The sequence below is a fragment of the Microcoleus sp. AR_TQ3_B6 genome, from assembly GCF_036702785.1.
Classification (GTDB): domain Bacteria; phylum Cyanobacteriota; class Cyanobacteriia; order Cyanobacteriales; family Microcoleaceae; genus Microcoleus.
Genome location: NZ_JAUBVJ010000029.1, coordinates 65,790 through 83,218 on the forward strand (window position 1 = coordinate 65,790; position 17,429 = coordinate 83,218).

Sequence of the window (17,429 nt, forward strand, 5' to 3'; positions counted from 1 at the left end):
TTAAGCTGCAACAGCATCAATTCCTGCAATTGCAGATAATATCGCGACAGCCTTTAGAAGGTAAAAGTCGTGCGCAGGACTCCCACCCCTACGGTGTCATTATCTTCAGTTCCTTCAGGATTGAACAGCACAAAAGCTCCGGGTGTAATGCTGATATTATCGTTGACTTTGAAGCGGTAATAAGCTTCTAAATGGTAAGGAGTTGCTTTGTTTTGCTGAAAGCGAGCACCGCCACTTACTGAATCGCGATCGAGTGGCTGTCCAAACAGAATACCTGCATTATTGCCCTGTGCGAACAAATCTCGGAAATGGAAACCTACCATCCAACTGTTGAAAGTTGTAGAAGCATTGCTTCTTTCAGCGTCAGCAACTATCCAGCCTCCATAGGTAGAAATAGCAATTTTCGGAGAAAACCGCCAAGTTAAAGTACCGCCAAACGAATTCAGCCTCACGCCACCGCTAACAGGTTCTCTATCTGCTCCCAAAATAGAACCCAAATCGGCATCACCTAATCCTGTAGCAAGAATATTCAATTTGTGGCGACTGTAAGCGTAATTTAAACCTATGTCGATACTGCTGGTAGGTTTAATCGTTAACTGCGCCGCAGCCACCGTACTTCCCCCAAATGCGCCGGCTCCCAAAGGCGTGGCTGGAAAACCTAAATCATTGGGCAAGGCTGCATTTACACTGCCGTACAAAGCTGTGAGATTGAGCTTGGGGGAAATGTTCCAAATAAACCCGCCTGCTGATGCCAAACCCCTGCCTGAAGTGCCGCCGGATACGCGGACTACAGGGTTATAACCTGCAAACCTGGAGACGGCTTCTTGCCCTTCTCCAGCAAAGGGAGTAATTGCTGCAAAAGCGTCGGAAGTTTCTACTTTCGGGGCAGCAAATAAGCTGATACTCTTAGAAACTGGAAACACGTAAAGCAGCTTGTAAAGTTCAACAGTATTGGCGTCAACGCTAGATAGAGTCTCAGGATTAATTCCTGGGAATTGCGGTTCAAAACTCAGCTTTGCCTGACTGTCGGACAAAGCACTAAATGCCCCTGTTGACAAACCTAAATTAGGCCCAAAGCTGCGAATGTTGTAAGCTTGCAAGCCAGTTATTAGGGTATCTTTGCCTGTAAAACTGGTCAGCAGATTCAAGCGCACTCGGTAGTTTAAAACTGTCTGAGTATCGCTGTGATTGTTTTTGGTAGTATCGGCAACGCTAAAAATTGCTTCGCCACTGAGTTTAGTTGTTGTCGAAAATTGATTGGCTTCTATGGCGGCGGTACGGGCTTCTAAAGTATCTACTCGACCCCGCAAAGTAGCTAGTTCCGCTGCAAATTCTTCTTGCAATCTTTGCAATGCGGCTAAGTCTTCTTTCGTCGCGAAGTTGGATGTACCTCCTCTAATTAGCTCGCTAACCTTATCCAAGCAAGCATTTAAACCGGCCGCAAATTCGTAGCGAGTCATTGCCCGATTGCCTCGGAATGTTCCGTCTGGATATCCTGCTATGCAGCCGTATCTTTCTACTAGAGATTGCAGGGCTTGAAATGCCCAGTCCGTCGGGCGCACGTCGGAGAGTTGAGATACAGATGTTACTTGTTGTAGTTCGATCGACTCCTCGGTTTCGCTGTTGGTTGCGGCGGGTTCTAAGGAACTGCTGTTTTCGATTTCTGCCAACTTTTGGGCAGTTGAAGTTTCTGTTGGTACTGGCGCAGATATGCCTGTTTGGGCAATAGCTGGTGCGGCTGGCTTTTGGGCAGGAATGACTGATGTTTCTGCCGTAACTTCTGCTGGTGCCTGCTGGTTTTGGGAAGGGGTAACAGATATTTCTTCTGTAACTGAGGCTGGCTCTGGGTTGGCTGGTTTTTCAGCTAGCTTTAATGAGTTTTCCGGCTTATTTTCTGCGGTAAATGTTGCTGTTTGTCGCTGATTGACTTGAGGGGCCTCTTGCGAGAGAGGGGCGAGTTCCTTGGGTGTGGAGACGGGGCTATCGCCAGTGTTTTCAACTTCCACCGCATCGGCGGGTTGTAATTCATCTATTCCCGGAATTTTGACCGAATTGTCAACACTACTTGTATTCAGGCTGACTTCAGTCTCTAATTCTTTCAATCCTTCAGCACCTAATGTCTGTTTCTCAGGGACGAGAGGCATCGCTGCCAATGGTAGAGAACCGACAAGTAGATAAACTAAACCTATTCCGCTAGCACTAAAGAGTAAATGTGCTTTCATTACAACTCCTCACCAAATAGATTGTAAAATTGCTCTTACGTTTCGAGAATTATAAATCTATTTGGTATCCACAACCACAAAGTTTTTAATTAAAAATTATTATATTTTTCATCAGATATAGTAGAATAACCTATCACAAAATAAGTATTTAGGCAACTATTTTTTTTACATTCGATCGAGCCTCGGTAAAAAAAAGGTAAAAGATAATATCACGGAACAGGTATTTAGGCAACTATTTTTTTAACATTCGATCGAGCTTTTGCAAAATAAAAATAGCAGCGCCGACACTCAAAGCCAAACCCAACCAGAAATTATCCGCCGCCCATTTACCTTTATCCAAGGCCAAACCGCCCAGCGGCGGCCCGATTAAATAGCCGATCGCCCAACACTGAGAATTAACTGCTAAATACACGCCCCGCAAAGACTCCGGCGCTAAATCCACCACCAAAGCAGAAGCAAAAGGGGTATAAGCAACAGTCGCAACCGACAACAAGCTCAAGCCTAAAACAGCTAAAAATAGATTGCCAGTTGCAGCCATTCCCGTCAAGCCGATCGCGATAAATCCGATTCCCCACATCAGCGCAGAAATCATCAAAGCTTTCGGATGGGAAAACCGCCTCAAAGCTTTAACAACCGGCAGTTGCAAAGCCACAGTTAAAAACGTGCTAAAAGCAAACAAAACGGTAATTGTACCCGTGGAAAAGCCTGTTCCCGTTCCCACCGCGACAAACTTGCTAAAGTACAGCGGCATGGTGGTTTGGATTTGGGAAATATATAATGTGAACAGAGTATTTACTACAGCATAAACTAGAAGACTTCGATCGCTCAGCGCCACCATCCAGCCATTTTCCCGATTTTTTTTGCCTCTATCCGCGGACTTAGGTGGTTTGTAGGTTTCGGCGATCGCGATCGCAACTACCGCAAACAGCACTAAAAACGAGATACCATCAATAATAAAGAGCGATCGATAATTACCCGTTACCGCAATCAACCAACCGCCCAAAATAATCCCAACTTGCAAACCCAAATTATCAGCCAGCCGCGTCAAAGCAAAAGCTTCCTGTCGCTGTTCGCCCTCAGTTAAATCCGCCACCATCGTCTCAGTTGGAGGCCAATACAAACCCACCCCAAAACCCATCAGTAAATTGCCCGCAATTAAGCCGGGGAAATCATTAGTCGCCGCCAGTATAAAAGAAGCCGCAGCCGAAATAATTGCCGCCAGCAATAAAGTACGCCGCCTTCCCCAAAATTGGGAATCGCAAAAAGAACCGCCCAAAATTCTGCCGAATATTCCCGAAACTGAACCGCTACCCAAACCGATCCCAACAGCAGTAGCAGATAAGCCCACGCGATCGACAAAAAATATCGGCGCGTAAAATAGAGTAAAACCGGTGCCGCTTTGGGAGAGGAATCTGCCGGCGGCAAGAATCCAGACTTGAGGGGGAAGACGTGGCAACCAAGATGATAATTGAAGTTTAGGCATTAAAGTTAAATGAGGAGTTCGCCCGGGACGCAGACACGCGGGTTTTTTATAATAAAAATAGGTTAAGGTCTTTAATCACGGTCAAAAACCGATGTCTTTGGTCGCAGTGCATCCAGGACTGTGAGTAATTATTAATTTATTCTCTACTTTTTCAGGATTAGTTGTATGAGTTAACCGAGGTGATGACCAACATAAGTGAGCTTAACAATTCTTTAGGGCCTGTTACAAAAAAGTTACCATTAATTTAAAAATACTTAACACAATTTGAGAAAAAAATTAGTTAAACTCTAGAAAAGGCAGAAAAAAATTTTTGAGGGTCGAATTAAATGACAGCTATTACAACATCGAGAGTGGAATCAATCAAACCCCGCTGGCAAGCAATTGTCATGGTGGCCTTAATTTTCTGGCTCAGCGGTAGCCTGATTTTGGATCTAGTAATTATGCCCAGTCTCTACGTATCTGGCATGACGACATCTCCCGAGTTTGCAACGGCCGGAAATTTAATGTTCTGGGGATTCAACCGCGTTGAGTTAATCTGTGCCGGTCTGGTGGCAACAGGTGTGATGGTTTTGAGCAATTTAGTCGGTGACTTCGGCAAGCGCAGCCGCACAGCAATCATATTATCATTGGTACTTCTGGCGATCGCCCTGATTGACACCTACGCCCTGACGCCCCAAATGAGCGCCTTGGGAATGCACCTAAATCTGTTCGCTGACGCATCAGAAGTACCCGCCGGGATGAATGTACTGCACCAAGGGTATTTTGGCTTAGAAGCGCTGAAGTTGGCTGTCGCCGGTACGCTGCTGGGCTGGTGCTACCAAAACCAAGTTTAATCGACACAAGGCTCAGAGGTTGAGTTGAGAAAAAAAACTCAACCAACAGCGGCGGGGGGCGTAAATTCACGCCCCCCGCTAATTTTTAAAATTATAGCGCTAGTCACGGACGGTGCAACCGGATTTGATATTCATCGGCGTTAATCTGTGTTTATCTGCCTATATCTGCGGTTAAAAAAAGAGAATTTTAACCGCAGATGACAAGGGATTGACGCTGATTCACGCAGATGTAGAGAAGAGAGAGCTGAATAATTCCGATGCTAACAAATTTGATATTCATCGGCGTTAATCTGTGTTTATCTGCCTATATCTGCGGTTAAAAAAAGAGAATTTTAACCGCAGATTACCAGGGATTGACGCTGATTCACGCAGATCGAGTCTCAAATTTCAAATCGACTGAGGGCACGCTCTACTCGGATGCTTCGGGTAAATCTGCTTTTGGCCACAGCAGGCGCAAGCCCATCACCGCAAATCCGATCGCTGCGATCGCCTTTACCAGTCGCTCCGGCAACACCTCTGCAGTGCCCAAGCCGATTGCCACGCCGATGAAACTCGCCAGCAGCAGCGCCGATGCCGTACCGAAAAATACAGCCCGCGGCGAGTTACAACTACTGCCCAGGGCGATCGCAGCTAATTGACTTTTGTCTCCCAATTCTGACAAAAAAACTGTAATAAAACTTACTCCCAAAAGTTGCCAGTCCATGTTTTTTTAGTTCTTAGTTAGCTATTGTAGAAATCTAGGACTTAGCGACAGGCAGACAATTAACCCAGCACTTCCCACAGCAGAACCGCGGAAATTGCTAGCAAAATCACTCCTGCAGCTCTCTCCAAAGTTCTCGGAGCAATCCGACTAGCCAGCCACCTTCCCAGCAACACTCCCAGCAAACTGGTTGCTATCAAAGCCGCACCCGCACCGGCAAACACAATCCAAGGATTCCGAGATTCAGCCGTCATCAGCAAAATTGCGAGCTGAGTTTTGTCTCCAATTTCAGCCAAAAAAATAGTTGCAAAAGTCGAGGCAAAAATTGCCCAGTGGTTCGACTTCAGTTTCTTTTCTTCCTGACAAATATCAGGATTTGCACCCACTGAAATTTCACCAGGGTCCGGGGTTAAATCAGCACAAATCTTAGAAACCTCTTTTATTTGTAGTTGTACCTTTTGTGGCAAATCGTAATTGAGGTTTAGTGAGTCAGAAGCAGACAAGCTTGGCGGAACAGAATCAAGTTTCACGGGCAATGAGTGCTAAACGCTATTTATTTTTGACTTATACTTTTGATTTTAACTTTGTCGGTGCCTGCTTTTACCAAACCAGGGTCATCTTTTTGGCCGGAGATTTCAGCAACTGCTTCCTGAAACAACTCACCGTACCCAAAAATGGATACAAGCCCCCAGATTTATCTGTCGAGTCAATCTAAAATCTAAAATCTAAAATCTAAAATTGACTGACTGACTGGTTCATGTACCGTAAGTTCGATCGCCCGCATCTCCCAAACCAGGTACAATAAAGCCCTGTTCGTTGACGATTTCGTCGATCGTTGCCGCGTAAATAATCAAACCCGGGTACTCTGCACTCAGCTTCTTCAAAGCATCAGGAGCAGCCACCACAGAGATAATCCGAATCAAGTTTGGGTCAATCCCCCGTGCAGTCAATTCCTGCATTGTCGCCAGCATCGTGCCACCAGTCGCCAGCATCGGCTCGCTAATTATCACCCGCGTTTCCGGGTTAAACTGCGCCGGCAACTTGTTCAAATAACAACTCGGTTCCAGCGTCTCCTCATTCCTTGCCATGCCGAGGTGGTAAACCGACGCCAGCGGCACAACCGTCTGAATTCCTTCGAGCAGTGCCAAACCCGCCCGCAAAATCGGTACCACAACTAACGGAGCTTCCGGGTTAATAAATGTCGCCGGACATTCTGCCAAAGGCGTCTGCACCGTTGTTTCCACTGTCGGCAGCCACTCTCTAATTGCCTCGTAAGCCAGCCACCTTCCCAATTCTGTCATCGCAGAACGAAAAAGTACCGAGGGGGTGGCGGCGTCGCGGGCGACAGCCAGCCAGTGTTTAATTAACGGATGCGGGGGAACGTAAACGCGCAGTTGCAGGGACATTAGAAAATTGGGAAGATTGCTAGGTTTGAGGGATTGTATGCAGCGCGGTCGATCGTCTTCGAGGGCTTCGCCAACGGGCGATCGCTCGCTCTGTGCAACTTATCACATCCTTGAGGGCGCATACAACCCAGAGAGTGAGAATCGACCGAAGAGCGCGATGTTCCAGATTGCCGTCGCGGCTTCAAACCCGAGCCTCACAGCTCCCATTCCTCTAAAGACGACTCAACAGCAACCAAATAACCCTCAACTTGAGTTTTCTCTTTAGTCCTTTTCAAAGGACTTCAGCTTTTAGGCAGCGGTTTAAACCCCTGCCGGAGGGTTCTCCGGTCCCAGTATTGCGACCGCAAGCCGTCCCTTAGAACCCATTTGCCGATCGACCTTCCTCCGCTTATTGAAATTTTTTTTTAATAGTATTGACATTAATTAGCAACAAGGCTATAGTAAATTTCAGTGTTCTCCTCTCAAAGGATCTGCAGACGGGGGCAGTCGGCAATGGTAGACTGTTCCCGCATTTTTTTTGGGGAAAGAATTCGGAAGAAGTGCGATGGCAGCCGGAAGAAGTCAATCGATTTTAGATTTTAGATTTTAGATTTTAGATTGAAGCATTGATCCTACGGATAAATTCCGGGGGCAAGTTTCATCGGATACAGGTTTTTTATTTCTCCAGGGATGAATCCGGGGGCTGGTATCCTGGATGCTTTCGGTCAATCGATTTTAGATTTTAGATTTTAGATTAAAGAATTGAAGCATTGACCCCAGGGATAAATACGTTAGGCAAGTTTCATCGGATACAGGTTTTTTATTTCTGGACGGATGAATCCGGGGGCTTGTATCCTGGATGCTTTCGGTCAAGGGTGAAAAAGGCAGGAAGCTAGATATACAAAGGGAAAATAGCAGAGGCAACAGTTGAGAGAGGGCGATCGACTGTAAAATTATAGAAATATTAAGATTTTTCAGCTAATGTCAGCTCCTACCCAATCCCAGTTATTTTCTCCCAACTCCCGCCCTACACAGCAAGAGTTTGATGTGATTGTCATCGGTTCCGGCATTGGTGGACTCGTGACAGCCACCCAGCTAGCGGCGAAGAAAGCCAAAGTTTTAGTGCTCGAAAGCTATACAATTCCGGGGGGTAGCGCTGGATATTTCGATCGAGAAGGCTACAGATTCGATGTCGGCGCCTCCATGATTTTTGGCTTCGGACAGCGCGGCACCACCAACCTCCTCACCCGCGCCCTGAAAGCAGTCAACGTCACCTTAGAAACGATTCCCGACCCCGTACAGCTTCACTATCACTTACCCAGCGGCTTGGAACTTGAAGTTCCCCAGGCTTATGATAAATACTTGCAAGAATTAACAGACAGGTTCCCTCACGAACGCGAAGGAATCCACAAATTTTACGGCGAATGCTGGAACGTCTTTAACTGCCTCAACGGCATGGAATTGCTATCCCTAGAAGAACCCGGATATCTGGTTCGAGTCTTTTTTCAGAATCCTTTAGCCTGTTTGGGATTAGTAAAATATCTGCCTCAAAATACTGGCGACATTGCGCGGCGCTACATCAAAGACCCTACTTTGCTGAAATTTATCGACATGGAATGCTACTACTGGTCTGTAGTACCCGCAGACTTGACGCCGATGATTAACGCCGGAATGGTATTTTCCGACAGACATTACGGCGGCATCAATTATCCCAAAGGCGGAGTCGGTCAAATCGCCCAAAAATTAGTAGAAGGATTAGAAAAATGCGGCGGGAAAATTCTATACAAAGCTAAGGCGAAAAAAATTATTACAGAAAACGGCCGCGCTGTCGGAGTCGAGCTAGCAACCGGCGAAGTTTACCGGGCAAAGCGGATAGTTTCTAACGCCACGCGGTGGGATACTTTTGAGAAATTACTGCCGGCAGAAGAGATGCCCGCTAGCGAAAAGAAATGGCAGCAGCGCTATCAAAAAGCCCCCAGTTTCTTGAGTTTGCATTTGGGAGTGGAAGCAAGCGTCATCCCTGCAGGTAGTGCCTGCCACCACATTTTGTTAGAAGATTGGGACAAAATGGAAGCGCCCGAGGGAACTGTTTTGGTGTCAATTCCGACCGTGCTCGACCCGGATTTAGCTCCCGCAGGATATCACATCGTTCACGCTTTTACGTCGAGTTGGATGGAAGAGTGGGAAGGACTTTCGCAGCAGGAATACGAGGATAAAAAGGAAGAGGCGGGAGGGAGAATTATTGAAAGGTTAGAAAAGATTTTTCCCGGTTTAGATGCCGGTTTGGATTATATGGAAGTTGGGACGGCGCGCTCTCACCGCCGCTTTTTGGGTCGCGACGACGGAACTTACGGGCCGATTCCGCGACAGAAGCTAATGGGTTTGTTGGGAATGCCGTTTAACCGAACTTCTATGCCTGGTTTGTATTGTGTGGGCGACAGTACGTTTCCCGGACAGGGTTTAAATGCCGTGGCGTTTTCGGGGTTTGCTTGCGCGCACCGAATTGCGGTTGATTTGGGTTTTTAAGTTTTCAGCATTTACATTCCTGGACGCACTCCGATTCCTCGAAACCGGGTTTTTTACGCCCGTGTGCGGACTCGGGCAAAATTTTTTAGTAAAAAAACCCGGTTTCTCGACCCCCATGCGTAATATCAATTCCGGCCCCGCGGCCGGAATGATATCAAACCCTTGCTTCAAGAGTTAGGCGTAAAGTCGAATCAAGCTGCCAACAAATAACTCGCGCAATTTTCATTTTTTTGACTCACAGTCAACAGTCAACACTCAACACTCAACACTCAACAAGCACGGACGGTGCAACCGGAATCGATATAAGTGCTAATTTAAACCGCTCGGTAAAACCTACCCAGAGTTGGACATTTACTGACAACTCTACCGAGCGTGCAGACTCAGCTATTTCGGTAGCTGCGATTTTTGAGTCATAACACCAACAAATGAACGCCAGTTTGTTGCTCTGTGGATTGTCATTAAGCCACGGATTAACGGTTCTTGACACTCCCCTGGCTGAAGCCGAGGGGATTCTTAATTCAGCGACTCACCTTAAAATGTTCTGTCCTTACGGCAATTCTTAAACCTTTCAACCGTGGGGATACCACCAATTGACTCGCCTAATTCAGAAGCATCAAGCGCGGGTCTATCTCCAAAAGCTTACGCTTGATATGAACAAGCGAGTTTGGGTATGCCCTACCCTACTTAACAATTCGAGCGTGAAAAAGTTTATTTGCTGGATTGAAACCTACCTTTTCGGTTTCGACTGTTTATAGTGTTTTCGCCGCACTTTGTCCCCCAGTTTATTCCTAAAAGTGTGTCTCATGTCCTGTTTCACGGAGGGCAAGGGAGTTTAACCCTGACTGTTTGAGTTTACCATACTGTCGGGTTTTGTCCAAAGCTTTGTAAGGAAGTTTTTTGAATTAAAAAGATGGGATTTTGGGTTCATGACTCAGGTAAAGAGAACAGGCAGGATAAATCCTGCAACGCCCTTTCATTCCCGGACTGAAGTCACGGGGTTTTCAGGGTATTCCTTATACATCCGCGTGTGGCAGTCCAAACAAGCTCTTAAATCATTGTCGAGGCAAACATTACTGAGAAATCAGGCTGACAGAATATGTCAAACTACGTCTTTCTAATTGACAGCAACCAAACACCGCTAAATCTAGTACATCCAAAACAAGCTAGAAAGTTGTTGGATGCAGGCACCGCAGCAGTGTTTCGGCGATATCCGTTCACTTTAATACTCAAACGAGTTATTGACAATCCCAACGTTTATCCTCTGACACTTAAAATTGACCCAGGCTCAAAGTTTACTGGTATTGCGCTAGTAACCAACCAAGGGAATGTCATTTGGGGGATGGAATTGCAACATAGAGGTCAACAAATCAAAAACGCGCTCTTAGCACGTAAAGCAGTGCGTAGAGGACGGAGGAATCGCAATACTCGTTATCGTCAAGCTCGATTCCTGAACCGCAAGCGTCCAAATGGTTGGTTAGCACCATCTTTGAAGCATCGCGTCTTGACAACCCAAACCTGGGTCAAACGAATTCAAAAGTTTGCTTCAATTAGTTCAATTGTTCAAGAAGTGGTTAAGTTCGACACCCAGGCAGTCCAGAATCCAGAAATCTCTGGGATTGAATACCGTGCGGGAACTTTGAAAGGTTACGAATGTCGCGAATACTTGTTGGAGAAATGGAATCGTCAATGCGCTTACTGTGGTGTCAAGGATGTTCCGCTCGAAATTGAACATATCGAATCAAAGTCCAAAGGTGGTTCAGACCGTATATCCAATCTGTGCTTGGCTTGTCACAAGTGCAATCAACGCAAGGGAAATAAAGATATCAAAGACTTTCTAAAAGGTAAGTCAGAGCTGTTGAACCGCGTTTTGAAACAAGCCAAAACTCCCTTAAAGGATGCGGCATCAGTTAACTCGACTCGGTGGGCATTGTTCAATACTTTGAAGTCTTTTGGATTGCCTGTTAGCACTGGAACCGGCGGTCAAACAAAGTTCAATCGGATGCGATTTGACTTACCAAAAGCTCATTGGATTGATGCTGCCTGCGTCGGCTCCGTTGAAACTATAAAACTTGTTACTAGTAAGATTATCAAAGTAAAAGCAACAGGTTTTGGTGGTCGGCAGCGATGTCAAACAAACAAGTTTGGCTATCCGCAAAAACATCGCCCGTTGCGTCCAATTATGGGATTCTGTACGGGCGATATAGTTCGCGCTGATGTTCCAAAAGGCAAGTACAAAGGTACTTTTACTGCACGAGTCTGCCCAATGTCACATGGTTGCGGAGAATTGGTTATTGACAAAAAACGGAGGTCTATCAAGTTGGACTACTTAACATCCATTCATCAAAAGGACGGATACGACTACCCTTAATACCTACCCAAACAGTAAGCAATATACAGATATGTAACAATTATGTTACAGTTTCTTACCCAAAAAGTTGTTTGGCACACCCTACCAAACGACTAAAAACCCGGTTTCTGGCGAGAAACCGGGTTTTTAAGAAAATTGGCGTTTTCCATTCTTTTAAGGAGTTTACTGGTCGTAGCTGCCGCCGACGCCGATTTGGGTATTGTAGATTTTGGCCTCTGTGATGGTCATATCTTCCATTGATGCGCCGGATACGTCAGCGGTGTTAATGATGGCGGCGGTCAGATTGACCCGATCGAGGTCTGCGTAATTTAAACTGGCATTAGTTAGGAAAACCGAGGTTAAGTTAGCACCGGTCAAGTTAGCACCACTCAAATCAGCACCTTCGAGGTTGGCACTAGATAGGTTGGCTCCTCGTAAATCTGCTTCTCTCAAATCAGCACCAATTAAATGAGAGCCCCTTAAATCTGCTCCGGCCAAGTCGCACTTAAAACATTGCCCGGTTGACAATAACTGTTTGACGTGAGCCGGATTTTCAGCGCGAGCCGGACCTGCCAACAGTAGGGGGGTAATTAAAAAAGTAGCGGCTAATAGATGGCGTTTCATAATCTCTTTTCCTCACCCGACTGTGTATTTAAGTTCTTGTCTTTATATCTACAATTTTACCACGGTTGTTTTCGCCAGTTGCGATCGAATTCACAGCTTGGCTGTGACCTCGATTGCCCTCGACAAGTTACACAGGGTCTCGAAAAGCTCGCAAAATTTAATTTCGCAAATCTTAACACTGCCGAACTTAATACAGTGCTGTTTTGTAGTAACCTTTTCTATGTTAGCTAGTACAGCCAACAAATGTGTATTTCTGAAGAGGGATCTCACAAACCCAGGTCTAAGGACACGCTCGCTTGGTCGGGAGCAATTCCCGCAAGCCGTTCTGATGGGCCTAAGACTTTGTAAACGGAGGTCTAGGTTTTTTGAGTGACGACACCCGCTTGATGGGTAGCTAGTTTCCTGCTGTGTCATTGGCAATTAAACAGTTCTAAGGTCACGCCCGACAGTCTTGCAAGTCTCTCAAGCTCTTTAAACAAAGGCGCGTGCTAAAATTACCCCCAAGGCAGGGTATGAGAGCGAGCAAACATTATGCGCGAGCGGATTGTGATCTCGGAAGCAGTAATTGTCAGCAGTGAAAGTACATTACATTCATTACACCGAATCAAACAATTCCCTGGCGCGGTAATGGAAAGATTCACGGCGATTGAAACTGCCCGCGTCGTTTCCCAGGCTCGGGCTAAAGCCGCCCTCGGAACCCACTTACCGATTTTTTTTATGCTTAGCGATGCGATCGATGATTTTAGCCGGTAATTTGAGCGCAAAAAAATCACCAAAAATACATTATTTTTAATAAAGCTGTCAAAGAACAGAAAATTTAACTTAAAATAAAGATCGGTCTATAACTTTAGAGGTAGAGGGGGAGCCGTCACCGATCCGCTCCCCAGCCAAAGATCGGGGTGCACTTTTAACAAAAATTTTAATTACGTCTCACCAGCACTGAAAAAATCTACCTAGTGCTTGGAAAGCAGCGCTTTTTTTGGAATGTCGCAGAATCAACGCGATCGCAAAAATAAATTAAATATGCTCAAAAACGATTCCTCCAAGTATCTGCCAACCTTAGATCAAGTAATTGACCACTACCCCTTGACAGTTGGGCCCGATACCCCACTAGCAGAAGTAATTACTCTGATGGGCCAACGGCGCCCAAGTTGCTCTCTAAACGCAGACATTCCACCAACCGATATCTACCAGCAACTAACAGACGTCGCAAATCCCTCTACCTCAAGCGCGTGCAGAGATGCCGCAGGTATCTGCGTCTTTGTCGTGGAAAAATCCCTCGAAAAATTATCCTCGCACTCGGCTCAAAATTCTCACTTGCAAGGCATCTTCACTGAGAGGGATCTTGTCGATTTGATTGCCTCGGGCAAAAACTTAAAAGGTGTCACCATCGCAGAAGTCATGAGGCAGCCTGCTGCAAGTCTGATCAAATCAGAGACTCAAGACCTTTTTAGCGCCATAATTCTGCTGCGCCAAGGAAGAATTCACCATTTGCCAGTATTGGACAGTGAGGGTCAACTCTTAGGAGTAATTACGCCGGAAAGCATTCGCCAAGCCATGCTGCAACCGGCAAATATCTTAAAAATGCGCAGCGTCAAAGAAGTAATGACCGCACAAGTCATTCAAGCGCCTCGCTCCGCGTCAGTTATCAGTTTAGCCGAGTTGATGGCGCAGCACCGCGTTAGCTGCGTGGTAATTACAGAATCAACAGAATTATCGATGAATTTGTCGTTCCCAATTCCAGTGGGTATAGTCACAGAACGGGATATTGTGGAATTTCAAGCTTTAGATATAGATTTGTCGCAAACCGTCGCCGAAACAGTGATGAGTACCCCCTTATTTAGTCTCAAGCAAGAAGACTCGCTGTGGGTAGCTCATCAGGAAATGCAGCAGCGTTTAGTCCGCAGGTTGGTAGTAACGGGGGAACAGGGAGAACTCTTGGGAATAGTCACTCAAAGCAACTTACTGCGGGTACTTGACCCGATGGAAATGTCCGCGGTGATCGATGTTCTGCACAATTCAGTGGCCCAACGCAGTAGCGAATTGCAAAAAGCGATCGCATCACTCAGCTTGACTAACGCCACACTAGAAAGCGAAATCGCTACCCGCGTCCAGGCTGAGGTGCGGCTGCAACTGCTAGAATCTGCCGTAGTTAACGCTAACGACGCGATCGTGATTATGGATGCGGGACACAGCGATATCTCCGATCCCAGCATCATCTATGCCAACGAAGCTTTTACCCAAATGACGGGCTACCTACCCGAAGAAATCATCGGACAAACCCCCAGTTGCTTGCGCGGCCCAGAAACTGACCCGGCCCAGGTCGCTAAAATTCGCCGTGCTTTCTCTCGCCGAGAACCCCTACGCCTGGAATTGATTAACTACCGCAAGGATGGTTCAACTTATTGGGTGGAACTTAACAGCGTACCCATTGCCGACACCTCCGGGAACGTTACTCACTGGGTGTCGGTGCAGCGCGATATTAGCGATCGCAAGCGCATGGAACAAGCATTTTTTGAAGAAAAAGAACTCGCTCAGGTTACTCTACAATCGATCGGCGATGCCGTAATCGCTACTGACGCCGCCGGCTACATTTCCACCCTGAATCCAGTTGCCGAAGAACTCACGGGTTGGTCTACCTCGGAAGCTAAAGGTTTGCCCCTCGCCAGTGTGCTGAGAATAGTTGACGAAACTACCAGGCTGCAGGTCGAAAATATCGCCGAAATCGCTTTGTGCGAAGGTCGCATTGTTGACCAAGGACACAACAGCTTGCTGATTGCCCGCAACAACCGCGAATTTGCGATCGACCACTGCGTCGCCCCCATCCACGCCAGCAGCGGCAAAATTGTCGGGGCCGTCGTTGTGTTCCGAGATGTCACCCAAGTGCGAACTCAAGCGCGGCAACTCACCTGGCAGGCAACTCATGACCCCCTGACGCAATTAGTCAACCGCCGCGAATTTGAGTACCAGCTAGAACAATCCCTGCACAGCGCTCAAGGTTACGGGCAAGAACACGTTATGCTTTCCCTGGATCTCGATCGCTTCAAAATAGTTAACGACACTTCCGGCCACGCAGCAGGCGACGAACTGCTGCGCCAAGTCAGCCAGCTATTTAAAAGCAAAATTCGCAAAACCGATATTTTGGCGCGTCTTGGCGGCGATGAATTTGCCGTACTCCTGTACAATAGTCCCGTCGAACGAGGATTGAATGTTGCAGAATCTCTGCTGCGAAGCATTCAGGAATTCCGGTTTGGGTGGCAGGACAAAACTTTTTCGATCGGCGTCAGTATCGGTTTGGTAGCAATTACTCCCAAAACAGCATCGACATCAGCGATTTTGAGCGCGGCCGATATGGCCTGCTACGCTGCTAAAAATAAAGGCCGCAACCGGGTGCAGGTTTATGAAGCGGGCGATCGAGAATTAATCAAACAGCACGGCGAAACCGAGTGGGTAGTGCAAATTAACCAAGCTTTAGAAGAGAATCGCTTTTGCTTGTACTCTCAGCCGATCGTACATTTGCTCAATTCTCCAACCACCGCATCCCACTGCGAAATCCTGCTCCGCCTCCAGCTTGAAACCGGTCAGTTGGTGTCGCCCATGGCGTTTATTCCCGCTGCAGAACGCTACAACTTGATGCACACGATCGACTGCTGGGTAATTCGCACTTTATTTAGCAATTTATCTAAATTTTTCACGGCAAATTTATTAGTCCAAAACCCCGGGGCAGACAGCGAGAAAATAGTTACCTTCCCTGCTGGCTCTGTTTTGTCTAATCCGCAATCCTCATTTGGCAAGTATTCCACCCTATATTCAATTAACCTTTCCGGCGACAGCATCAACGAAGAAAAGTTTATCGAGTTTATTCAGGAGCAGTTTTCCATCCATCAAATACCGCCAGAAATAATTTGTTTTGAAATTACAGAAACCGTGGCGATCGGTAATCTCAGCAAGGCAGCTAGCTTGATTTTGCAACTCAAGGAACTCGGCTGCCAGTTTGCCTTGGACGACTTCGGCAGCGGGATGTCTTCCTTTGCTTACCTGAAAAGCTTGCCGGTTGATTATCTCAAAATTGACGGCAATTTTATTAAGAATATTGCCGAAAATCCTATTGATATCGCAATGGTGGAAGCTATTACCAAAATTGCTCACCTCATGGGAATTAAAACTATTGCCGAGTATGTGGAAAGTCAAATAATTATGGATCAACTCAATGAACTTGGGGTAGATTACGCTCAAGGTTATTATTTTGGAAAGCCTCTACCTTGTAACTTCACTTCTCCTAGTTTAGAGGAAGTTTTGGGGGATTTTACGGTTAATTCTTTGGCTTTTAAGGCTAAGCTGGCTTCTTGAAGAGAGAAGTCTGGCAACTAGCAATGTACGGGATTTAACGGATTTAACGGAGGGATGTTGAGGGAAGAAGGAAAAGAGAGAAGGAAAAGGGAGATTTTAAGTTGCGATCGTATAAATTCCCCATTCCCGATTACCCATTCCCGATTACCCATTACCTTCTACAGTAGTTTCTGCCGCTTCAATGTACTGACTGTCTAACAGAAAAGCACCTTTTTCAAAGCGAATTCCCCAATAATTGCCGGGACGCCGATCGATCACAACACCTTGGGCCCCGATCGCAATTACATTCGCAGGCCGCAGCATCGGCATTGGTTCGGCAGTTTTGACGTAAGGCGGCATCGCCACAACTCGGACTTTTTGACCGATGGTAAATTCTTTTTCCATGAGTTTTATTCCCTCAAAAAACACGGCGATAAAGGAATTTTAACACGGATACGCGGCGCGATTTAATTATCTTACTCTCTGTCCAATGTTATGGAGTTTTACAAGTTTGGGTTTATTCTCTCAATTCAAACAAATTTCTGTTCCCCATGCGGAAAATGTACTGTGTAACCTTTCCCCCCTTGGGGCGGATGGGAAAGAAATGTTTCTGTTTGATAGATTAATTGATTAGGGATGGATAAGAAAATAAGTAATTATGAAAAGTAATTCAGGTAAGTACTGCAAAATTATTGATATTTTAGGCTGCCATCTTCGTTATATTCAAGTTCATGATATTTTCCCCCTAACCCTAAGTCATGAAGACATCGTTGGTAGTTTTTTGCTCCCATATCGAAAGGGTTAGTCCTGTTCAATTTTGCCCATTCAGCTATCTTTAGCTGGTTAGTTACCCCTGAAACATCGGCTACGGTTTTGACAATCCAATCCAACATTTTTTGAGTCTAAGGATCGCAAATTAAATAACTTACAATTTTAATTATTATTGTGGGATGGGCGTCCCGCCCGTCCAAAAAAGACGG

The 17,429-nt window shown here is 46.3% G+C and carries 13 protein-coding genes; 6 read left to right on the forward strand and 7 right to left on the reverse strand.

Annotated features, from left to right (window positions below; all coding sequences use genetic code 11):
• Positions 1 to 53 precede the first annotated feature (53 nt).
• Positions 54 to 2,222, reverse strand: coding sequence for an iron uptake porin (locus QUB56_RS16115; RefSeq protein ID WP_332956414.1), 2,169 nt, complete (start codon positions 2,220 to 2,222; stop codon positions 54 to 56).
• Between the two features lie 232 nt (positions 2,223 to 2,454).
• Positions 2,455 to 3,705, reverse strand: a complete 1,251-nt coding sequence (locus QUB56_RS16120; protein ID WP_332956415.1) for an MFS transporter — start codon at positions 3,703 to 3,705, stop codon at positions 2,455 to 2,457.
• A 326-nt stretch (positions 3,706 to 4,031) separates the two neighbouring features.
• Between QUB56_RS16120 and QUB56_RS16125 the strand changes: the two genes are divergently transcribed.
• Entirely contained in the window at positions 4,032 to 4,538 is a 507-nt protein-coding gene (locus tag QUB56_RS16125) for a hypothetical protein (protein ID WP_332956417.1), read from the forward strand.
• Between the two features lie 409 nt (positions 4,539 to 4,947).
• Here QUB56_RS16125 and QUB56_RS16130 read toward each other — a convergent pair whose 3' ends face one another.
• From QUB56_RS16130 to upp, 3 genes are all read right to left on the reverse strand, one after another.
• Positions 4,948 to 5,241 (reverse strand): TMEM165/GDT1 family protein, encoded by a 294-nt coding sequence (locus QUB56_RS16130; protein WP_332956419.1) that lies wholly within the window; start codon positions 5,239 to 5,241, stop codon positions 4,948 to 4,950.
• Positions 5,242 to 5,300: 59 nt separating this feature from the next.
• Positions 5,301 to 5,768 (reverse strand): TMEM165/GDT1 family protein, encoded by a 468-nt coding sequence (locus QUB56_RS16135; RefSeq protein WP_332956420.1) that lies wholly within the window; start codon positions 5,766 to 5,768, stop codon positions 5,301 to 5,303.
• A 225-nt stretch (positions 5,769 to 5,993) separates the two neighbouring features.
• Positions 5,994 to 6,644 carry a uracil phosphoribosyltransferase gene (upp, locus tag QUB56_RS16140; RefSeq protein ID WP_332956421.1) on the reverse strand — a complete coding sequence of 217 codons (651 nt, stop codon included), beginning with the start codon at positions 6,642 to 6,644 and terminating at the stop codon, positions 5,994 to 5,996.
• Positions 6,645 to 6,651: 7 nt separating this feature from the next.
• Here upp and QUB56_RS16145 point away from each other — a divergent pair, with 7 nt between their 5' ends.
• From QUB56_RS16145 to iscB, 3 genes are all read left to right on the forward strand, one after another.
• On the forward strand, positions 6,652 to 6,909 hold the full coding sequence (locus QUB56_RS16145; RefSeq protein ID WP_332956423.1) for a hypothetical protein: 258 nt from the start codon (positions 6,652 to 6,654) through the stop codon (positions 6,907 to 6,909).
• 695 nt (positions 6,910 to 7,604) lie between these two features.
• The gene (gene crtH, locus QUB56_RS16150) at positions 7,605 to 9,149 is read left to right on the forward strand and encodes a carotenoid isomerase (protein WP_332956425.1); all 1,545 of its coding nucleotides are present in this window, start codon (positions 7,605 to 7,607) and stop codon (positions 9,147 to 9,149) included.
• A gap of 1,096 nt (positions 9,150 to 10,245) precedes the next feature.
• The gene (gene iscB, locus QUB56_RS16155; protein ID WP_332956427.1) at positions 10,246 to 11,517 is read left to right on the forward strand and encodes an RNA-guided endonuclease IscB; all 1,272 of its coding nucleotides are present in this window, start codon (positions 10,246 to 10,248) and stop codon (positions 11,515 to 11,517) included.
• Positions 11,518 to 11,679: 162 nt separating this feature from the next.
• Here the strand turns inward: iscB and QUB56_RS16160 are convergent, their stop codons facing one another.
• A complete protein-coding gene (locus QUB56_RS16160; RefSeq protein WP_332956428.1) occupies positions 11,680 to 12,120 on the reverse strand; it encodes a pentapeptide repeat-containing protein in 441 nt (146 codons plus the stop codon).
• A 531-nt stretch (positions 12,121 to 12,651) separates the two neighbouring features.
• Here QUB56_RS16160 and QUB56_RS16165 point away from each other — a divergent pair.
• Both QUB56_RS16165 and QUB56_RS16170 read left to right on the forward strand, forming a co-directional pair.
• Positions 12,652 to 12,873: a hypothetical protein gene (locus tag QUB56_RS16165; RefSeq protein ID WP_332956429.1), complete on the forward strand. Its 222-nt coding sequence runs from the start codon at positions 12,652 to 12,654 to the stop codon at positions 12,871 to 12,873.
• 231 nt (positions 12,874 to 13,104) lie between these two features.
• Positions 13,105 to 16,470 (forward strand): EAL domain-containing protein, encoded by a 3,366-nt coding sequence (locus QUB56_RS16170; RefSeq protein ID WP_332956431.1) that lies wholly within the window; start codon positions 13,105 to 13,107, stop codon positions 16,468 to 16,470.
• A 144-nt stretch (positions 16,471 to 16,614) separates the two neighbouring features.
• Here QUB56_RS16170 and sipA read toward each other — a convergent pair whose 3' ends face one another.
• Complete coding sequence (gene sipA / locus QUB56_RS16175) at positions 16,615 to 16,854, reverse strand: regulatory protein SipA (protein ID WP_332956433.1); 240 nt, start codon at positions 16,852 to 16,854, stop codon at positions 16,615 to 16,617.
• Positions 16,855 to 17,429: the final 575 nt, after the last annotated feature.

Bases quoted from the DNA above. Each gene is read 5' to 3' on its own strand.
- QUB56_RS16115 (WP_332956414.1), bottom strand. From the start codon at position 2,222: ATGAAAGCACATTTACTCTTTAGTGCTAGCGGAATAGGTTTAGTTTAT.
- QUB56_RS16120 (WP_332956415.1), bottom strand. From the start codon at position 3,705: ATGCCTAAACTTCAATTATCATCTTGGTTGCCACGTCTTCCCCCTCAA.
- QUB56_RS16125 (WP_332956417.1), top strand. From the start codon at position 4,032: ATGACAGCTATTACAACATCGAGAGTGGAATCAATCAAACCCCGCTGG.
- QUB56_RS16130 (WP_332956419.1), bottom strand. From the start codon at position 5,241: ATGGACTGGCAACTTTTGGGAGTAAGTTTTATTACAGTTTTTTTGTCA.
- upp (WP_332956421.1), bottom strand. From the start codon at position 6,644: ATGTCCCTGCAACTGCGCGTTTACGTTCCCCCGCATCCGTTAATTAAA.
- crtH (WP_332956425.1), top strand. From the start codon at position 7,605: ATGTCAGCTCCTACCCAATCCCAGTTATTTTCTCCCAACTCCCGCCCT.
- iscB (WP_332956427.1), top strand. From the start codon at position 10,246: ATGTCAAACTACGTCTTTCTAATTGACAGCAACCAAACACCGCTAAAT.
- QUB56_RS16160 (WP_332956428.1), bottom strand. From the start codon at position 12,120: ATGAAACGCCATCTATTAGCCGCTACTTTTTTAATTACCCCCCTACTG.
- QUB56_RS16165 (WP_332956429.1), top strand. From the start codon at position 12,652: ATGCGCGAGCGGATTGTGATCTCGGAAGCAGTAATTGTCAGCAGTGAA.
- QUB56_RS16170 (WP_332956431.1), top strand. From the start codon at position 13,105: ATGTCGCAGAATCAACGCGATCGCAAAAATAAATTAAATATGCTCAAA.
- sipA (WP_332956433.1), bottom strand. From the start codon at position 16,854: ATGGAAAAAGAATTTACCATCGGTCAAAAAGTCCGAGTTGTGGCGATG.